General features: G+C 42.3%; 15 protein-coding genes and 3 pseudogenes. All 18 read right to left on the bottom strand.

What is annotated here, in order from left to right:
- Window positions 1-51: 51 nt before the first annotated feature.
- Window positions 52-240, bottom strand: a pseudogene (locus tag DW039_RS19525) (hypothetical protein); the annotation flags it as partial.
- A gap of 273 nt (window positions 241-513) precedes the next feature.
- Entirely contained in the window at window positions 514-1,761 is a 1,248-nt protein-coding gene (locus DW039_RS19520; protein ID WP_117881081.1) for an SAM-dependent methyltransferase, read from the bottom strand.
- A gap of 201 nt (window positions 1,762-1,962) precedes the next feature.
- Entirely contained in the window at window positions 1,963-2,730 is a 768-nt protein-coding gene (locus tag DW039_RS19510; protein WP_120382269.1) for a M15 family metallopeptidase, read from the bottom strand.
- Between the two features lies 1 nt (window position 2,731).
- Window positions 2,732-3,883: a hypothetical protein gene (locus tag DW039_RS19505; protein WP_243635053.1), complete on the bottom strand. Its 1,152-nt coding sequence runs from the start codon at window positions 3,881-3,883 to the stop codon at window positions 2,732-2,734.
- Between the two features lie 139 nt (window positions 3,884-4,022).
- Window positions 4,023-5,237 (bottom strand): sodium ion-translocating decarboxylase subunit beta, encoded by a 1,215-nt coding sequence (locus tag DW039_RS19500; protein WP_005830884.1) that lies wholly within the window; start codon window positions 5,235-5,237, stop codon window positions 4,023-4,025.
- A 2-nt stretch (window positions 5,238-5,239) separates the two neighbouring features.
- Entirely contained in the window at window positions 5,240-5,677 is a 438-nt protein-coding gene (locus DW039_RS19495; protein WP_005830882.1) for a hypothetical protein, read from the bottom strand.
- 96 nt (window positions 5,678-5,773) lie between these two features.
- On the bottom strand, window positions 5,774-6,214 hold the full coding sequence (locus DW039_RS19490) for a hypothetical protein (protein WP_196029313.1): 441 nt from the start codon (window positions 6,212-6,214) through the stop codon (window positions 5,774-5,776).
- Window positions 6,215-6,325: 111 nt separating this feature from the next.
- Window positions 6,326-6,658 (bottom strand): annotated as a pseudogene (locus DW039_RS19485) (LytR/AlgR family response regulator transcription factor); the annotation flags it as partial.
- Window positions 6,659-7,207: 549 nt separating this feature from the next.
- Window positions 7,208-7,624 (bottom strand): hypothetical protein, encoded by a 417-nt coding sequence (locus DW039_RS19475; protein WP_005834337.1) that lies wholly within the window; start codon window positions 7,622-7,624, stop codon window positions 7,208-7,210.
- Between the two features lie 406 nt (window positions 7,625-8,030).
- Window positions 8,031-8,603, bottom strand: coding sequence for an ORF6N domain-containing protein (locus DW039_RS19465; RefSeq protein ID WP_120382266.1), 573 nt, complete (start codon window positions 8,601-8,603; stop codon window positions 8,031-8,033).
- 453 nt (window positions 8,604-9,056) lie between these two features.
- Window positions 9,057-9,509, bottom strand: coding sequence for a hypothetical protein (locus DW039_RS19460; protein WP_120382265.1), 453 nt, complete (start codon window positions 9,507-9,509; stop codon window positions 9,057-9,059).
- A 36-nt stretch (window positions 9,510-9,545) separates the two neighbouring features.
- On the bottom strand, window positions 9,546-10,484 hold the full coding sequence (locus DW039_RS19455) for a DUF4595 domain-containing protein (protein WP_120382264.1): 939 nt from the start codon (window positions 10,482-10,484) through the stop codon (window positions 9,546-9,548).
- Between the two features lie 1,191 nt (window positions 10,485-11,675).
- Complete coding sequence (locus DW039_RS19450) at window positions 11,676-11,948, bottom strand: hypothetical protein (RefSeq protein ID WP_090612942.1); 273 nt, start codon at window positions 11,946-11,948, stop codon at window positions 11,676-11,678.
- Window positions 11,949-12,005: 57 nt separating this feature from the next.
- Window positions 12,006-13,021: pseudogene (locus tag DW039_RS19445) on the bottom strand (DUF3871 family protein).
- Between the two features lie 373 nt (window positions 13,022-13,394).
- Complete coding sequence (locus tag DW039_RS19440; RefSeq protein WP_243635052.1) at window positions 13,395-13,910, bottom strand: helix-turn-helix domain-containing protein; 516 nt, start codon at window positions 13,908-13,910, stop codon at window positions 13,395-13,397.
- Between the two features lie 662 nt (window positions 13,911-14,572).
- Complete coding sequence (locus tag DW039_RS19435; protein ID WP_120382262.1) at window positions 14,573-16,381, bottom strand: DEAD/DEAH box helicase family protein; 1,809 nt, start codon at window positions 16,379-16,381, stop codon at window positions 14,573-14,575.
- A 58-nt stretch (window positions 16,382-16,439) separates the two neighbouring features.
- Entirely contained in the window at window positions 16,440-16,922 is a 483-nt protein-coding gene (locus tag DW039_RS19430) for a hypothetical protein (protein WP_120382261.1), read from the bottom strand.
- A 379-nt stretch (window positions 16,923-17,301) separates the two neighbouring features.
- Window positions 17,302-18,303, bottom strand: a complete 1,002-nt coding sequence (locus DW039_RS19425) for a hypothetical protein (protein WP_120382260.1) — start codon at window positions 18,301-18,303, stop codon at window positions 17,302-17,304.
- Between the last annotated feature and the right edge of the window lie 78 nt (window positions 18,304-18,381).

Genomic DNA, 18,381 nt, shown 5'->3' with positions numbered 1-18,381 from the left:
GTGGTACACGTTTCAAATGCTACCCGGGTCCCTTTTCAAGTGTTAGCTACAGCTCGTCACGCCAGTGTGTAGTTTCTCGATGTAGATGGATGCGCCCGGGAGAGTTTGTTTAGTGGCGTCGATGATGCGTCCACGTACAGTTCCTTGTTTCGTGACATTTGCTTTTTCGTCGGCAATGGCCGTATTGACGGTGGCGGTGAATAGGAGTAAGAATAAGAATGCTCTCAAAATCTGTTTCATACTTGTTATTATCTGTTAATAATCTGCCGCAAAAGTAGAGGGTTGCCGTTACGTGGAGATTGCGGAGCGTTGAAGAACAGATAACGATTCAGTTACAATGAGGTTACATAAATTCTTGGAGGTAGTACCCTTTCGGCGGTATCTCCCTTTGCCGTCATCTGGCAGATTGACGCTAAAGATGCACGAGATGTGCATCTCGGACTGTATGAGATGTACATCTCGAGCAACATGAGATGTACATCTCGTGCAGGGGAAGGTATAGGGGTTGGTGTCTTATCCCGTAGCCTGGCAGCGGATAAGTACCTTCTTCTCGTCTGCCAGAGTAGTGGCAAAGAGATAAGTGCCTCCCCCTTCGGCCAGTTTCAGTCGTTTGCGCAGTTCGGCCACGGTGGCGGGGAAGTTGCGCACGGTGAGGTTCGCCTTTTTCTCGGCAGCCAGCATCTCTTTCACTTCTTTCTTGCCGAAGCCGCAGGAGGAGGTAATCCGGAACTTGCGGCCGGGGAAGTCCGGCAGGAAGTGGTCCGAGGTGTAGAGGTGGCTGTTGGGATGCAGTTTTTCCACCTTATATAATGAGGAGAGGCTGCGGAATGCACCGGCTTTCAGCACGGAGGCATTCGGTTCGTAGAGGTATGATTTCAATTGAGGGGTGTAGGGGCATGCACGCTCCTTCTCCTGCCGGCGGGTGAAGACGAGGGCTTGGGGAGCCGGTACACCGGTGAAGTTGACGCAATGGATGGGGATGTCGTCTGCCGGCACTCCTTCGCCTTGTCCCAGCAAGAGCAGCAGTTCCTTGCATTCGTTGCCCACGGAGACGATGTGTGCCTCTCGTACATGCTTCAAATCGTTCAGGGCAAGGGTGAGGTCGAGCATGGGGGAGAGTTTTACCAGTACGTGTCTTGCCTTGCGCAGCAGCAGTTCTTCGAGGGCGGCTATATCGGGTTCGCAGTCGCCGATGGCTACGGTCTTTCCGCCGTGTCCGTCGCGGCGGGCAGGGTCTATGAATATACAGTCCACGGGTTCCATCTCTTGCAGATGGCAGACGCTGTCTGCGTGGCAGACGGAGATGTGGTTCAGGCCGAGGACAGGGAAGTTGTGCGCGGCTATCTGGCAGAGGGTTTCCTGGCGCTCGACGTAAGTGGCATGCCCGAAGCGGGAGGAGAGATAGGCGCAGTCGATGCCGAAACCTCCGGTGAGGTCGGTAAAGGTGCCGGCTGATGCGGGGGTACTGTCCTGCGCGGGATGTTCTTGTTCTGTATGTAGCAGGTTAGTTATAATCTCCGCTTTATACTGTGCCGTTGCTTGGGAGGAGCATTGTTCCAGAGAAAGGTGGGCGGGGTAGAGTATATGCTCGTTCTCGGCCCATGCGGGTATCTTCTCTTTGGCAATCTGCCAGCCGGAAATCTGTGTGATGGCGGCGGGCATGTCTACCGAAGGGTAGCGGCGTGCCTGCAAGGCAAGGCTGCGCACGTCGTCGCGGCGATGCTCGCGGATGAAGCGGAGGGTGTCTTGGGATAAAGGCATGGCTTGGCTTATTTATTCTGATGCAAAGTTATCTCAAAAAGGACAAAGTGGGGCATAAATTCGCAGCTTTCTGTCTGATTATTTTTCAGACACAGATGACGCTGATAATACAGATTAAGAATATTAAAAATCCGCGTCATCTGCGTCATCCGCGTCAAAGCGATAGCAAATTTAAGTTTCCGGACAAGCTGGGGGTGAGAGTTAAGGGATGACCCGGTATCGCTCCTTTGCCGTCTGCCTGCTGATGCGGTTGAAGTGCCACCATTCGCTGGGTAGCGGGTGGAATCCGGCTTCTTTCATTACCTGCCGGAGCAGCAGCCGGTTTTCACGTTCTTGTTCCGTCAGCTTGCCTTGTGCCACGAGCACGGCTTCTTCTGTGATGTGGGCTTCCCTGCCCAGATGGTCTACCGGGGTGCCCATGGGCAGAGGGGTTCCTTTATCGTCGAGTATGCTGATGTCCACTGCCAACCCGTAGTTGTGCAGGCCGCCGCCGCGTGAGGGGTTGGAGACATAGATGTATTTGGAGGTTCCTTTCACTACGTTCCACATCTTCTGCTGTACGGACAAGGGGCGCGCTGCGTCGTAGACGATAAGGCTGTAGCCGGGGTACTGTTCTTTCAGCAGGCGTTGTGCCCGCTTCAGACTTTCCATGGCATCGGGGTGCAGATAGGCTTCTTTCAGGTCTTCGTACAATAGGGTTCCGGTGAAATTGTCGGCACGGGTGTACATCAGGTCAATGGCGATGCTGCTGTCCGCTTCGGCGATGCTGACGAAACCGAGGGAGTCCAGGTAGCGGGCTGTCCGGCTTTTGGCCGGAGCCGGAGGGACGGGTGCCGCTATGGTGTCGGCGTACGGGATGGTGGTCTCCGTATCCGGGTCTTGTGTCTGCTTTGGCGCTTGTTTTCTGCTACAACCGCATAGTGAGCAGCCAAGCAGCAGATATAACAAGTAAAAGAAATATCGTTCCATCTTACAAGGCATTCTTGGCGGTAAGGATTGATTTCATCAAGGCTATGTCCGAACTGACTTCTCCCTGCATCAAGTATTTGTTTTTCCGTTGGCAGGTGGCTTCGTAAATCTCCTTTGCTTTTGCTGTGTCCTTGTCCCGGTAGAGTGCCAGGGCGCAGAGCAGCCGCTGTTTGGAAGACGTCACATCCTTATATTGCCGGATGTAGGTATCCAGCTCATCGGTATATAATTCTTCTGCCCGTGCGGTCCTCTTTGTCACCAATGCGGTGAAGAGCAGCTCGCAAGCGTTTTCCTTTATCAAAAGTCCGATGACTTCGTGCCGGTGGCTCATTATTTTCTCAAATGCATTGTAGGCGGCTTCCCATTCTTCGCAGTCGAGCAGGCGCGAGGCGCTCATCAAGGCTATGGTGACCTGCAGGGCATCTTTGTAGTTGATGTCTTTCGTTTGGCTGAACCATTCGGCAGGCATGTCCTTAGGACGCATGCCCTCTTGCACCAATGCGTTGATGCGTAGCTGGGTGACCAGTGCCTGCTTGCTCTTGCTGTCCTTGAGAAGCAGGCACATGTTGTCGGCATCATTGCCGATGCCGCCCATCTTCATGGGGATGCCGTTCATCCCTGCAAGGAGAATGCCAATCAAAGAGAGCATCAGAAGGAAGAATTTCAGCAGGTAAGGCAGCCCGTCTACGGTCAGCAGGGGGAGGAAGGCAAGGATGGCGGTCAGCAGGTTGGCAAGCACTCCACCCAGGTTGTACAAGGTGGTTGGGATATCTTCAAGAGGCCTTTCGGGTGGGGTAAGCAGGCATTGGCCTCCCGTTCCGGCAAGGCTGAAACGCTTGATGCATAATTTCCCGTCTTTCCGTATGAAGGTAAGGTTGAAGATGCGGAAGGAGACGAAGCGGTAGCCGGTTGCCAGTCCGCAGACAAGATGCCCGCCTTCGTGCAGAAGCACTTGCAGGAAGATGGAGAACAGCAGAATCAGTATGGCTAACAAGGAAACTCCTACTGTCTCCAGCATGCCGGTTTCGGCAAACTTGCTGTGTAAACCGTCGAACGAGTCTCCCAAAACCAGGACTCTTACACCTATTATTCCTACAAAGCCGATGCATGCCCCGACCATGAATCCTCCGGCCAATTTAAATACTTTCTTCATCCTGATATCTTGATAAATGTGTTTGCCGGCAAAGGTAAAGGATTTTATCTGAAATGCAACAGCTTGCCCCATGTATCATAAAAAGAAAGAGATTGTGATTGCCACAACCTCTTTCCGTCACCTAAACCCACTACGCAGGCTACAGATAGGGAATTATAGTAATATAGATACCCGTAATGATGGCCGAAGTGATTACTCCTGAAATATTAGCCCCCAAGGCATCTCCCAAGATGAAGGAATTGGGGTTGTCCTTGCTTACTATCTTCTGGGCAACCTTCGCCGTAGTAGGCACGCAGCTCACGGCTGCAATTCCGATGACCGGATTGTAATTGCCCCGCTTGATGAAGTACATGATGTATCCTCCAATGATTCCGCCGATACCGGAGAGCAACAGTGCGCCCATGCCCAATACCAACAATTTAAGAATTTTAGGGTCGAGCAGCAGATGTGCGTCGCAAAGTACGCCCAACAACAGGCCGAGCATGAAAGTAGAACCATACAACAGCGGACCGCTTACAAAATCGTAGATATGCTTCATCCCCGATTCGCGTACTGCCACTCCGAGGAACAAGGAGAAGAACAGCGGTGAGGCAACCGGGAACAGAAAACACAGTACAGCACACAATATAGCCGAGAAAGCCAGTTTTACTTTGGCATCATAGTTTTTGGGCGGCTTCTTGCTCGTCATCTTGATGGCGCGCAGGCGTTTCGGCACCAGCAGCTTCACCAGATAGGGGTAACCGCCATATGTCAGTCCCAGATAGAGATAGGCCACTACTGTGATGGGTACAAACAGATGTTTGGCCAGGGCCAAGGAAGTGAAAAGCACCATCGGTCCGTCCGCACCTCCTACCATGGCTACGGAAGCGCTTTCTTTCAAGGACAGTCCCAATGCAGATGCGATGGGTACAGTCAGGAAAGTTCCCAATTCGGCACATAGGGCAAGGAATATGCTGGCAAACGGTTTCTGTAGCAGGAAGCCCACATCGAGCAGGGTACCGATACCCATAAATACGAAGCATGCAATCAATCCGTTGCTGAAGGTCAGGGTGTAGACCGGTTGCAGGAAGTCTATCTGCATGGTGTTCATCAAGTCGTCCGTATCCGAAAGCATCGGGTCCAGAAAGAGATTCCCCAATGTACCGTCGGGCATGAAAAGGGTGCCGCAATTAATGGCGACCATACCCAGTCCCATGGGAATCATGACCATAGGCTCCAGTACGCCTTTCCATCCCAGGTATATGAGCAGCAGGCCCAGGGCTATTAAAAATACACGGGCAGAGGAGAGCAGCCAGCCGCTTTCCATCATTGTTCCGAATCCTTGGAACAAGGTTGCAAAATCTATATTCTCCATGATTAGTCTTTGTTTTTGGTGTCGTTGTTCTTTTTAGTCTTGTTCTTGTTGTCACGGTGGCTGATGGCATCTTCCAGATACATCATATGGGTATCTTCTGGGTAGAAGTAGTCTACCAGGTTTCTTTTGGAGACACCGTGGCTTACTCCGTGGTAATAGCCCCGAGGCTTTTCGTTTTCACGGTCCACACCCCGGCTGTAGTCTTCGCGCGTGTCGTTGCCGAAGATGTTTCCGTGCATGGAGGGGGTGTGTAGCATCAGTTCCATCTTCTGGCGGAACTTCTTTATACGGCGCAGGCGGAGTAACTCCTGCTGGTGGGAACTGTAGAAATCGAGTGAATCGGCTGCGCTGGCTATCAGTTTGATGATGAATGCCACAAAGAAACCGATTGCAAAAGTGAGCCCCATCATCTCAAGGGTGGGGAGGAATAAATCGGACATAGTTATGATATTAATGTGATGAAATGTATAATAAAAAAGCGAAAGATGTACATGCAGTACACCTCCGGTAATGGTTTGCAATAAGTCCGATAAAGTCTAAATCAGGATATGCAGCAGTGCATAGATGTAGTATCCGCAGGAATAGCGGAGGGCACTGGGATTGAATGAAAGGTTGGCGCTCTCTCCGGCAGACAGATGGCTGGAAAGCAGATGCTCCAGTTGCCCGGCTGGTTTCAGAATTCTCATCTTCAGGAATTTCGGAGAGGCGTGGTTATGTGTGTATAGGCTGTTCGGACACAACGCTTCGTTGGTCCAGCAGTCGGTATTTTCGTCATTGAATAGTGAACGGTGGGTGGCTGTGTACGATGCGCACTGTGTGTAGGCGGTAAAGGAGCATTCGGAGGCCGGACTTCCGACAACTATTCCCGCCGGACTCATGGTAGTATTCCGTGAGTCCGGCTGTTCCTCCTGGGAGATGGCAGTCAAACCCAGACAGAGGAAGGTAAACATAAGTATGTAATACAGATGTTTCATCATAGTAAGGTAAAGGAACAAATAACTTTGGACAAAGTTATATATTCCGCTGTATTTTAAGATTAATTGTCTTTTTCCTCTGCAGGAAGTATTCTGAAGGACTGGTTGCGGCATTTATATGCCCAACCGTTCCTTCAGTAACCGGTATCTGGAGAGGCTTACCCGTAGCTTGACGCCACTTTTTAACGTCACTTGGTAGGTCTCTTTTCCATACTGTTCTACTCGTGATATCTGGGTTACGTTGACAATGCTCGAGCGGTGGATGCGGACAAAGTTATCTGCTGGCAAATGTGTCTCGAAGTTTTTCATGGTCTGTTCCTTGATGTACTCTCCGTCGGATGTCACCAGGGTTGCGTAGTCCCCACAAGCCTGGATGTATAATAGGTCTTCCACTTTGATGATGTGAATCCGGGAGCCGTCTTTTACCGTGATCCGGTCAATACTTTCTTCTTGTGGCAGGGGAGCGGCCTTTTCTGCCTCGGGGGCGGTGAAATTTTCTGTTTGTAATGAAGTGTCTGCCACAATCTGCAGATGATACCACAAAAGGATAGCTGTCCAGGCAGGAATACCGAACAAGAGGCGGAAAGGAATGCTTGTTTGGCAGGTGTGCCTTGCCAGCGTTTGTCTTCACATCCGCCGCAAAAGCAGCTGCATTCTATGCGTACTTGCCAGTCGGCGGGTATGTGCAGTTCCACTCCTCCCCAACTGCAGTCCAGGTCTATGTAGGTTTCTCCGGGTGCTATGTTCCTCTTGCTCTCCCATTCTCTTGTTCATCATCCGTTGTACCATCTTGGCACGGCGATGCACTGTCCTTTGGTGTGTCCAGTTTCTCCTATGGTGATATCTGAGAAAGAAGATGCCGATGAGGATAAGGGCCAAGGGCCACAGCATGGCTTGGAAATTGCCGGGGAATAGCAATAAGCCTGAAAGGATAAAGAGCGAGGCGGTCAGCACTTTGCCGGAGTCTGCATAGGATGGGAATCGGTGAATCCGGAGTTATCTGTTCCTCCACCAATACCAGATGAAGCGTAGCCCGGTGCCGAGAAGCGCGAGAGAAAGTCCGGTATAGAACACTGCGATGAAGGAGTCGGGCAGAAGGTGGCAGGTACGTATTACAATTCCCATTGCAATCATGCCTATCATGACAATCCATCCTTTTACGTCGAAAAAGGAAAAGGGGCAGTGCTTCCCTTTCTTCTGTGAGATACGGAGAGTATGTTTCTTGTATAGCCTATGGAAAATAATGCCGAAGAACAGAAGGAATACCAGGCTGGCTTCGCAGACTTTGAATAGCCAATAATGTCCGTCATCTATCCAGCAGGTCAGGCCTATACGCAGAATATTGACTCCTGCCAATGACCATATGGTTCCGGCAGTTATGAGCAGTGTATTTGGAGATACTCCGTATTTCATGATGAAGGTTGTTTTATTACACAAATACCGGGCTTGTATAGCGGAGTCCAAAAATTAAAAGAGGCTCTATTCTATTAAGAATGAGCCTCTTGTTTGTGGACCAGCCTGGGCTTGAACCAGGGACCTCCAGATTATGAGTCTGTTGCCGAGCACGACAAATCCTGCGGATTTATCGTGTGTAACCAACTGAGCTACAAGACCTTTTAAGCGTTCGTAAACCTATTAATGAACTCTGTTAAGAACGTATCGGTAAACCAGCGGTAAACAATTGTTCTTGTTGCAAAGTTAGTCAATAATATGCTACTATGCAATGATTCTTCCTAATAGTTAGGTATGTTTCAAACTCTTTTTTACCTACGTGGAAGTATTACAGGTTTTCTATAATCTTGCGCTTGGCAGAATCAGATTATTCATTATGCTGTATAAATCCGATTCTTCTGCGTGGCTTTTCTTCCAATTTCTTCTTGGCTTGTAGTTCTGCCAATGTCTGATTGATAAGTTCCAACTGCATCCGTGTATCATCATTAATATCGTTGTAATCAGCGAACACTTCTTCTATGTAGTCTTTCAACTCTTTTACTTCATTCTGCAACTCTGTTAGTTGGTCTGTCTTAGGCAATGTAATCATTTGGCGAACAGCGACAAAAGCACGCATAATGCCCATATTGATTTGAATGGCAGTTTTGGAGTTCAGCACGCTACTTAACATAGCTACTCCTAATTCTGTGAACACATAAGGGTTGCGCCTAACTCCCATCTTGATGGAATTGGAAGTCACAAATTGTGACCTCCAATTTTGTGTTTCCTCACTTGTCAGTTGAAACATAAAATCTTCGGGAAAACGGTCTATATTGCGTTTTACGGCTTGATTCAATACTTTTGTTTGCACTCCGTACATTTCCGCCAAATTACGGTCGAGCATTACTTTCTGACCTCTGATTTCATATATCTTGCTTTGAATTACTTGTAATTGTTCCATTGATTTAATCTTTCGTGGTGCAAAGGTAACCAACTCTGTATAATGTAAATAGAATGTACGGATAAAATTTCAGTATATGGCATAAAAAATATTTCTGCATGGTTAAGGCTCTTATTCTATTTTTGTTTGTTTTCGATTTTGATTTTCGTATGATTCTGAATACAGTTGTATATGTGAAACTTAAAATTTTATAGCTATGAAAGATTCAATGAAAAAAGATGCAAGGGTATGCCTTATACTCGATTATATGGAAACGCACACTATTACCACTTATAGATTAGCAAGTGATAAATTTCTCCGCACATATTTTCCTGAAAGTGCGTATGGACTTACCCCATCCATGAAGTTCAAAAAGAGAAAGCGTTAATAATTTGTTCAGAACTGAAAAAGCCAACTTATCCATTTGTTTATAATGGGTAGGTTGGCTTTTTGTTTATAACAGAATAGATAATGTTACATCTTAATATAAGTATATTTATCGTAATATTTTCCGTTTGGTTCTACTACTTCATAAATCAAAGTTTTAGATGTTAAAGTTAGGATTGTACAGTTTTCACCATCATATTTAAAACTCTTCCCATTTAGTGTAATTGTTTCCGATTCGCTATACTGCCAAGCACCATTATCATAGTAATAGGTAGAAATAGAATATTGGTTTTCTCCCACTTTCTTTATTTCCATTTTTGTACTTGCATCGCGGTCATTGGGATTATAAGGGTCTGGGTCTGTACTCCAGGGGTCTTTATTGCCTTTGTATAATTCCCATCCTTCACCATAGTCATAATACCAAGTTCCTTCCAATGAAGCGGATATTTCTTCTTCATCATCATCACTACTGCAAGAAGCAAAATTTACACTGATAAGAATTGCTATAATAGCTATTCCAATTAATCTGAATGTTTTCATTGTTTTTTATTTTTAATATGAATCTAATTAATGTATTTATTCCCATTTGAAGGTATAAATTACAATATCAGTACGAGTACGTGTTTCTGTTACATTTCTTTCATCGTCAGTAATAACACCGTCACCATTCTTGTCTGTAAATGAACGCTTGGTAGTTTCTACGCTTGTATATGTTACAGTACAACTTTCCAAATACCCGTCTTTATTTAAAGTATAGTCAAATTTAGTTGTTTCTTCATCAGTATATTCATATTTGCAAGTCTCTTTATAATATTCATCGTAATATTCGCTTTTATCAGTGTACTTATTGAATATCTGTTCGGGCAGTTGGTTAGTACGCATACCTACGAGTTCGGGATGTGCAAAGAAAATATAATCATCATCTAAAGGAGTCCAACTTTCATCTTCTATGTATGGGAACCATCCCTTACAAGTCTTTCCATTGTAGGTATATTCATAAACATAAGAATTTTCACTATTATTCTCTTTGTAGATATATTTTGTCATTTTCCCATTGTCCCAAGTATAAGTATAGCTGCAATCGTCACTACTATGTCTTTCATCCATTTCATCTACCTTAATTAATTGGTTGGATGAATTATAAGTGAATATTTTGCTATATTCTCCATCTCCTTGTTGTTTTCTTACCAAATTGTCAGTAAGCGTGTATGTATTTGCATCATCATCAGTTGCTATAATAGTATTATTCCCCCAAGTAAAACGAGTAGTATAATATTCTTTACCGTTCCAACTGTCAGTAACAGATATTAATCGCCCTTTGCTATCGTATGAGAATGTATATATTTCAATACTACCCTCTGCGTTAGTTTCTTTAATCTCCATTAGTCGTTTTTGATTGGTAATAATACCATCATCGTTTTTGATAGGTTCTTCATCATCATCACTGCAAGACGTGAAGTTAATGCTCATAACTACGGCTAATAAAGCCATTCCAATTAATTTAAACGTTTTCATCTCTATTTTCTATTTGTGCTTTTCAGTACCCTTAAAAAGCAGTTATATTAAATAGAAAAGGTGTGGGTACATATTTGCTTTATCCTAAAGTCTGGCTCTCGCATTGCCTGTAGTATGGATAAAACAATAGCAACCCACACCAGTTTTGACAATATCTAAAAGCCTTATAAGTTCATATAAGGTAGGTATATATCAAATGGTGTGGTGCTATTGCTATCATCTTCATACTACTTTCAAATTTGCGAGATTTGACTTTAGAAGATAATTTCAATAACACCTTTCGTTAAATATGTCCTTTCAGTGCCTTAACGCATTAAGACCTCTGAAATTGCTGCAAAGTTAGCGAAAGGTTTTGAATAGCTAAAGATAAAACGCTGATAAATGCAGTTCCAAGTGTTCCAAAACATATCTGTAGTAAGTAATTAGATAGTATCAGCTTCTTTTCTTTGTAATTGCATAAGCAGGTACTTTTCTTGAACGGGGACTATAAGAAGATTTCTTCCCGAAAAAAGTACCCGTAGTTTCTATGGATTGAAAAATGAATCTCTATTATATATGATAAGGTATAAAGGTTTACAGTCTAACTAAGTAATCAGTAAAATCAATATCTAATCTGTATAGTTTCATAGCGGTATGAAAATTTGAAGTGGGTATATAAGACGATAATTTTTAAAACTCATACCTACTATCAGTTATAAACATTATAGCTGTTTTTCTGATATTGCAGATTAGTATAGCTGTTCGATGCTTATAAATAATTCCGAAAAATCAACATACTATAGGTTACAAGCCGCATTATGCCTTTTTAAAAAGATAATTTTCTTACGCTTGCACCAATGCGGAATTAGCTACGTTACCACAATCTGTTTTACTTGGAATCATGTCCCATCAGATTTATATATAACCATTATTTGTAGTTTCTCTTACATTGCAGTTTTTGAAAGTTACTGTATATTAGAGAACGGGACAAAATTCTCTATTTCTGAAAAAGGTATGATAACAACAGAAATTTCAAACTTTGTCCCATTCCAATAAAAAAGTGTAACTAAGATTGCGCATAAATAAAGATGGATAAAATCAGTATCAGCAAAAAAGGATTGATAATACCAATCATTATCAGTAGTAGAACTACCAATGTACCCCATAAAATCAATTTTCCATCATCTTCCATATTGTAGTATTTTTAAGTTATTAGAAAGGTCTGTTCCCATATTTATATTCTAATATGGAATTACACACCCTATCATAGAAGGAAAATCCACCACCGGAACAGAAGTAACTTTCATAAATGACTGCAAATTCTCCTTTAATTCTTTCTTCTTCTGATAACTGATTATCAAATTTATCCAACCAGTATTTTAAGGCTTGTATCACTTTGATGTATCGGAGATTATTATCCACATAACCCAATCTGTTTTCCAAATCTTTAATGTGTTGTATTACATTATCTATCTGTTTATCCATAGTTTTATAAAAATAAGAAAGGACACCTAATAAATAGATGTCCTCTCATTGATTAGTTTAGCCCAAGAACCAAGAATATTTATTATCCAGTCCTTGTAATACATTGTTCAGTCCAACACTTACCTCTGTAGCATTTACCCCACGTTGTAAATAGCTGTCTATGTAACTGTTTTTGTTTGACTGTGTGAGTAAATTATGAAAATCAAAAAGAGATATGGCATTATCTTTCATTCCAAAAACTTCATTGGTGTAATAATCACGACACACACTATTTATTTGGCTGTCAGTGATTAGAAGTCTTGGTATTGCTTTCTTCTTGCTGGTGAAAGTGCCTGGTACATTCTCATTCTGCCTACCACTTGTGCAAACTGTGTTTCAGATAGATAAGTATCTGATAATGTCTGCATCAAATGTATTTCTTTGGCAGCATTGAAGCCGTTAAGCAATTCCAGTACATTTCTGTAAAGTTCATTGATATTGGTTACTTCCATGTTGAACCTCACCCCCTCACCGGTAAGAATCTGATTAGAGCAAATTCTCATTCTCCAGCCAATAAAGACGGAAAACTTTTCTAAGCCTTTGGAAGAACGGTACAGATTCAAGTCACTGTAATTTCTTACCCCACCTATGCACAATTCAAGTTTTTGCCCTCTTATCGTTTCAAAAATGGTGGGAACAGTAAAAGCAAACGCGAGTCTTTGATAGAATTGTGTCTTTTCACATTCCAACAGTTCACTTGCTTTCTTACCAAGCGCGGACGGTATTCTGCCACGTACTATGTGTGAAACTCGTATTTCGGGAAAGCTCACCTTTTCACCTGCATAGAATGAACTTGCAGCCTCATGCACACAAGAAATAAAGTCTTGGTGTGAAATGGTTGATTCCAAGTTAGCCCAAGTAGGCACAACACATTTGTTTGCAAGTTCTTCCAGTGTGATAGAATTTGTATTGGCTTCCAAGAAGGTAATACTTGGCTTTGCAGTTTCTTCCACAATTATAGTAGCTTCTTCTGCAAACTCACCTAAATTCATTCTCTCTTTGTTCTCTGTTGGCATGATAACTAAATTTCTCATATTGATAAAAGTTTAAATGATTAATAATTCTTTTTTATATCAATATACAGAGGGGGACTAAGGGGGTAGTACACTGTAAAGGCAGACACTCTTATATATTTAAGGTTACTGATTGAATGGGGAGGGGGGCTTTCTGTATAAAGTACCTTATAATATTTGCTCTCTTGACTTTTAGCAAAACTGAATATAGGTGATTCCTTGATTAGGTAGTCTTTTTAATGTCATTAGCTGTATATGACATATTATAAAGTAGGTGCTATATAACTCTTCCTAACGTGGAAGTATTCGGAAAATCGGAATCGGGGAAAATGTGCGACTGTGGTTCTGCGCCAAAAATAAAAGCCGCAAGGGTTACTTACGGCTTGGCGATATATTAAACAATGTAACCTCTTGCAAGGTCTTCATCGGTAATTATTTCGGGATATACATTTTTAATTATAGCTAATTGGCTTTCAGAAGTTTTCAGAAATATATCCTCTCTAAGCAGGTGTATTCCTTTCTTATTTTTCTTTACATAGCCTTTCTCTTCGGCTTCATTAATGTATTTCGATACTGTTCCTTTGGCTAAGCCAAGTTCTTCCGCTAATCTGTTTTGGCTGTAAAGAGTAGTGTTGGTTCCGTTCAAGCATTTGCATTTCAGCAGGATAAGAAAGCCTTTCAGTTCCTTGCTTATCGGTTCGTCATATAGCTTATTAGTTATGAGAACATAATGTTCTGTATCTAATTGGTAGCTGCATCTGTTGAATTTTCCATATTGTCCGTAAATATCGGACTTGTCTATGCTTATCAATCCGAGGGATTCAAACTTGTGCAGCCATTCCCTTATCTGGTCTGTCTTTTTAATTCCATAGAAATTAGTCAGGTTATCTTGTTTGATATATGATTCCATCGTATAGCAATCGGAGCATAGAGCCAAGCAATAGAACAGATATGTTTCCAGCAGACTAAGTTTTCCTGCGATATTAGATGTTATCTTTCTGTATGAGGTCATTAGCAACCGATTTATTATAGTTAGTAAAATAAATATCTCCTTTCCTTACCAATCTTCTGTAATGGTGGTTTCCGAAGTAGCTTTTCGCTTCTTTCTGATTTGTAAATGTCAGTCCTGTAGGTAAATGAATAATCATAGTTATTAAATATAAGATTTTGAGAATTAACCAATCTGTCCCGATTTGAAAAATCGGGTAGGTAGGTGTTTATATATAGGTATTTATAAGCGACCCACCTAAGATGAACACTCCGCACCCCCTAAAATGAACACCTCTTTTGGGAGAATCAGAATCGGATTTTGAGGATGGTATTTTTTTGAGGTTGGATTTCTGTATTTTCAGATATGCTATCTTACTTATAGCATTAAAAAGTTCCAAGTAAAATCGGTGCAATCATCAGTCAGTGAGAAAACAATCTGTTTTTGGCGATTATAGGAGAGATACGGTTTGCATCTGTCCTATAATCTTGTATAAATGAGAGATGGCTTTCTGTATATGCAGGTGCAGGTACTTTTTTTTAGCAGGGTATATATAGGAATTTCTTCATAAAAAAGGTACTCGCCTATATGCCTTTCCGCATAGTCAGTTGATAACCTTTTGTATTTTTCCGTTTCTTTTCCACCGCATGAAAAAAATCAAGAATAGTATGTGATGTTACCGCTTTCTTTGGCTCAATACCGAACAGATTGAATATTCTGTTGATTTCTTCCTTTATGAATTTTCGGGAATACCATTTGCCCGCTTCAAAAGAGTTGTATATCATCAGTGAGACTTCCGTTCCCGTAATTTTGGTATGGTAGTCCGTAATAATCATTGCTTCCTTGATTTTCTTGCGGTTATATTTCAGCCGTTCTATTTCTCCCTTGCCTATTTTGTCGTATGCTTCCACAATAAAACTGTCCGCTTTCTCCAAGTCCCTTTTGAACTGGTATTCCATTTCCGTTTGGCACTCACCAAGCAATTCAAGCTGTTGCACCATTATCTTGCGTTTCTCCTTGATAGAATTAGACTTGTTGGTACGTTGCAATCTTTCATAATCACCGAGCTTATAATCCAGGAAACTATAATGACTGATTGTAAAAGCGTCGCAATCCTTGTATGCTTCATACAGATTATCGGGACAATTATAATATCCTTTCACCAATTCAGTATTGATGTAGTTGTCTATCTTGAAGTATCTGGTTCTTCCTTTCTCGTCCAGCATCTCCGCATAGGGCAGACTGACAAGAACAGCACTGTATGCGTCTTTTGCGGAAACGGTGGTCGCATAGTCGTAATGGTTCTGTAACATATCGTACACGTCTTTCCAACATGAGATGCGTCCTTTCAGTTCCTCCTTGCTTCTCACCATGAAATTGCGGTTGGTATTGCTGATATGGTGGATAGAGGACACACCGTTTCTGAATCTTCCCACGCATTGAATCGTGTCCGTATTCGGGTCGAATGCGGTATAGTCCGCAAAATAACAGTCTGTCAGTAATAATATGGTCGGCTTCTCTTCAAGCTCAATATCCACCGCATTATAAAAACGTGAGGTGAGCCAGTTGTAACGCTTCATTATGTCCTTGTCCCATATATCGGAAACATTGTCAAACTTCAAGCCTTTCAACTTTTCCACACTCTTTTCGGAACAGAATACTGCGGATTCGTCCAACAAGCCAAGTTGCTGCATCAGTGAATGGATGGTGTCTGTAGAATTACAGAATATGAAGCAATTGCCTTTCAGACCTGCGAACACTTCTTTTACTGCCTGCAACAGATTGTTAGTCGCATGTAGATTCATGTCTTTTACATAGTCGAATGTGGGTTTGATGGTAATGGCCTGAAATTTCTGCTGTTCAAAACGTGGGTCTGTAAACTCTATGGGAGTGGCAGACACCAATGCCTTGTTTTCACATTCAAAAAACAAGTCCATAGGCAGTGCTATGTCGGGACGGAAACCTGAATCTTTGACTATCTTATGGCACTCATCGAATAATAGAAAGCCGTTATAGCGTATATCCATATCCATTTCTTCAAACGCTTCCTGCACCTTGTGGAAACTTTCGGGAGTGGTGAGAATCTTGAAATGTTTGTTCTGTTTAATGCTTCGTTCTATATATGCCATTATATTGTCAGCATATACACCTTCATAAACTCCGAACAAGTTGTCGTCTTTGTGTTTAGGGTCTTTGCATTTTCCACTGATAACAGGCTTATTCGGTTCGATAATGATTGAATTGCGGTTTGCTTTCAATTCTCCATAAGTAGCACCAAGTCCCGTAAGTTTCTTATATAATATGGTGTTGGTGGGTATTTCGGGCAGTATCTCTGTCAAGTATTGGATTTTGCCGTTTGCTTTCTTGCTGGCTGTTATTTCTTTGTTCTTCATCTTTTTTATATTGAATGGTTTGAAAACAAGGGGGAGTTTCCCCCTTGTAATTAGTTGGTTAGATAATCTGTTTCTGCTCACGTAAATAGTTCAAAGTTTCCTCTGTCCGTTTGATCCTGAACATTATCTTTCCTTTGAAGCAAGGAAGAATCGCACTGATATAGTCGGGATGTTCTCTGAACAACGGGACATATTGGATTGTCTTGCCTGCTTCAACCATCTTTGTCAGTATTTTAAACTGAAAGTCCTCGTTCTCATTCAAAACATCCGCTTCTTTCGGGTTTGTATCGAAGTCTATCTCTTTGCCTTTGAACAAGTAGTCCAATAAACCTTGATAGGATGCGCTTTTCAGTTGGTATTTGAATCCTGCCACGTGAGCGGATTCTATCCATGCGCAAGGTATATTGTCTTTGCCACCGTAGAACTTCACTGTCAGTTGTTCCTTACGCTTCATCATTTCCTGCAAGGTGTTGTATGCGCCTTGGTTATCATACTCTTTTACTGCACTTTCAGCATTAATGGAATAATTAAAATTAGCCATAAAAATTAATACTTTAAATATAAAACATGTTGATTAATGCAATCATAGACTTTGGCGCCTTACTGTCTTTGATTGTTGTTTTCAAAATTCAGAGATTTGTTTACTTGGTTATCGGTAATGACCTTAATTCTCCCTTACTATTCTTCGGAGTGAACTTCCTTAATATGCTGAATGGAATGAATCATTTCCGTTTAACTTTTCAATGTCCTCTCGTCCTTTTGACGTTGCAAAATTAGGCAGGAATTTAGGGGTGGCAAAGGAAGCTACCGAATGCCCATGTGTGTAGAAAACGTGCCCATTCCAGTACGCAAAAAAAATGCGTACCGAGAAGAATAAGCCTTTCAGTACGCATTTCTGCGATGGTTTTTATGTATGTCGTTTATGAAACTACCATGTAGTTATTAACTATAACAGACGGAAATTTCTCGTTCTTGTATCTCCTTAGGAGATTGGATAACATTCTGTTCTTGTTGCCCTCGGAATCGTATTCTTCATTATATCTTTTGCCATCATAGCCCACTGTATAGATAAGCCTTGAAACAAGCATCATCTTGTCTTTAGATACCTTTACCTTTTTATTGGGTATGGTGGTAGCCTTTCTTCTTTCAATGAAGAACAGAAACATATCCGTAAACTTCCACTTCTTATAGGATATGTCAAGACTGGACTTGTCTGTAAAGCTGATTTTTGACGATAAGTCATTTCTGATAAAGCCCTCCAAGCCTATGTCCTTTAATTGTTTAATCATGGTTTCTCTATCTTGCTCACTATGTATAATATCACTGTATGTATTGACAAAATGCTGCAAGGCTGCTTGAATGATTCTGATTGTGTCCTCCCTTTCAACAACATAGCTTTTCTTGTTGTTCTTCTTTAGGGTGATACTGGTAGCTTCCAATAGATTGGTATAGAAATAGCTAAAGTCTTCTAATACGGACTTATTTAATGCAGGTGCGTTTGTGCCAATATCCTCTATAAAGTCATATACGAACAGAAGTAGATACCAAAACTTGCTAACATCCAACTTATACGCTTCAATGGTATTCTGTAAGTCTTCATTAGTCAGGAACTTCTCTTTGAAAGAATCATCCAGCTTTCTGTATTCCCGTTTCTTGTATTCTTCCAAAGTTCCTTTGAATGTTTTCATTTCTTTGTTTCTCTCGTATCTTTCTTCAACGGACAAGTTTCTTTCCGCATATCTGTTGGCGAATATGGCAGGCGCGGAAGATTCTACGGGTATCATTCCCGTATCTGTTTCCGCATAATCGGGCAGGAAGTGGTTGGCTACTTCCCATACATATTCTAATAGTGGTTCATTTAGACATTTGTAGCTTTCATGCCAAGCCACTTTTAAATCGGGCAGTTCTTCTATTTGATACATAAGTCATTCATATTAGTTATACTGCAACATTAGTGTCCACTAAAAAATCATAGTCGTTCTTTGAAATTGTTGAAATTC

It is taken from the genome of Bacteroides sp. AF39-16AC (genome assembly GCF_003602735.1).
Classification (GTDB): domain Bacteria; phylum Bacteroidota; class Bacteroidia; order Bacteroidales; family Bacteroidaceae; genus Bacteroides; species Bacteroides uniformis.
Note: the sequence above shows the minus strand (reverse complement) of the source record. Positions and strands in the feature narration are given on the sequence as shown.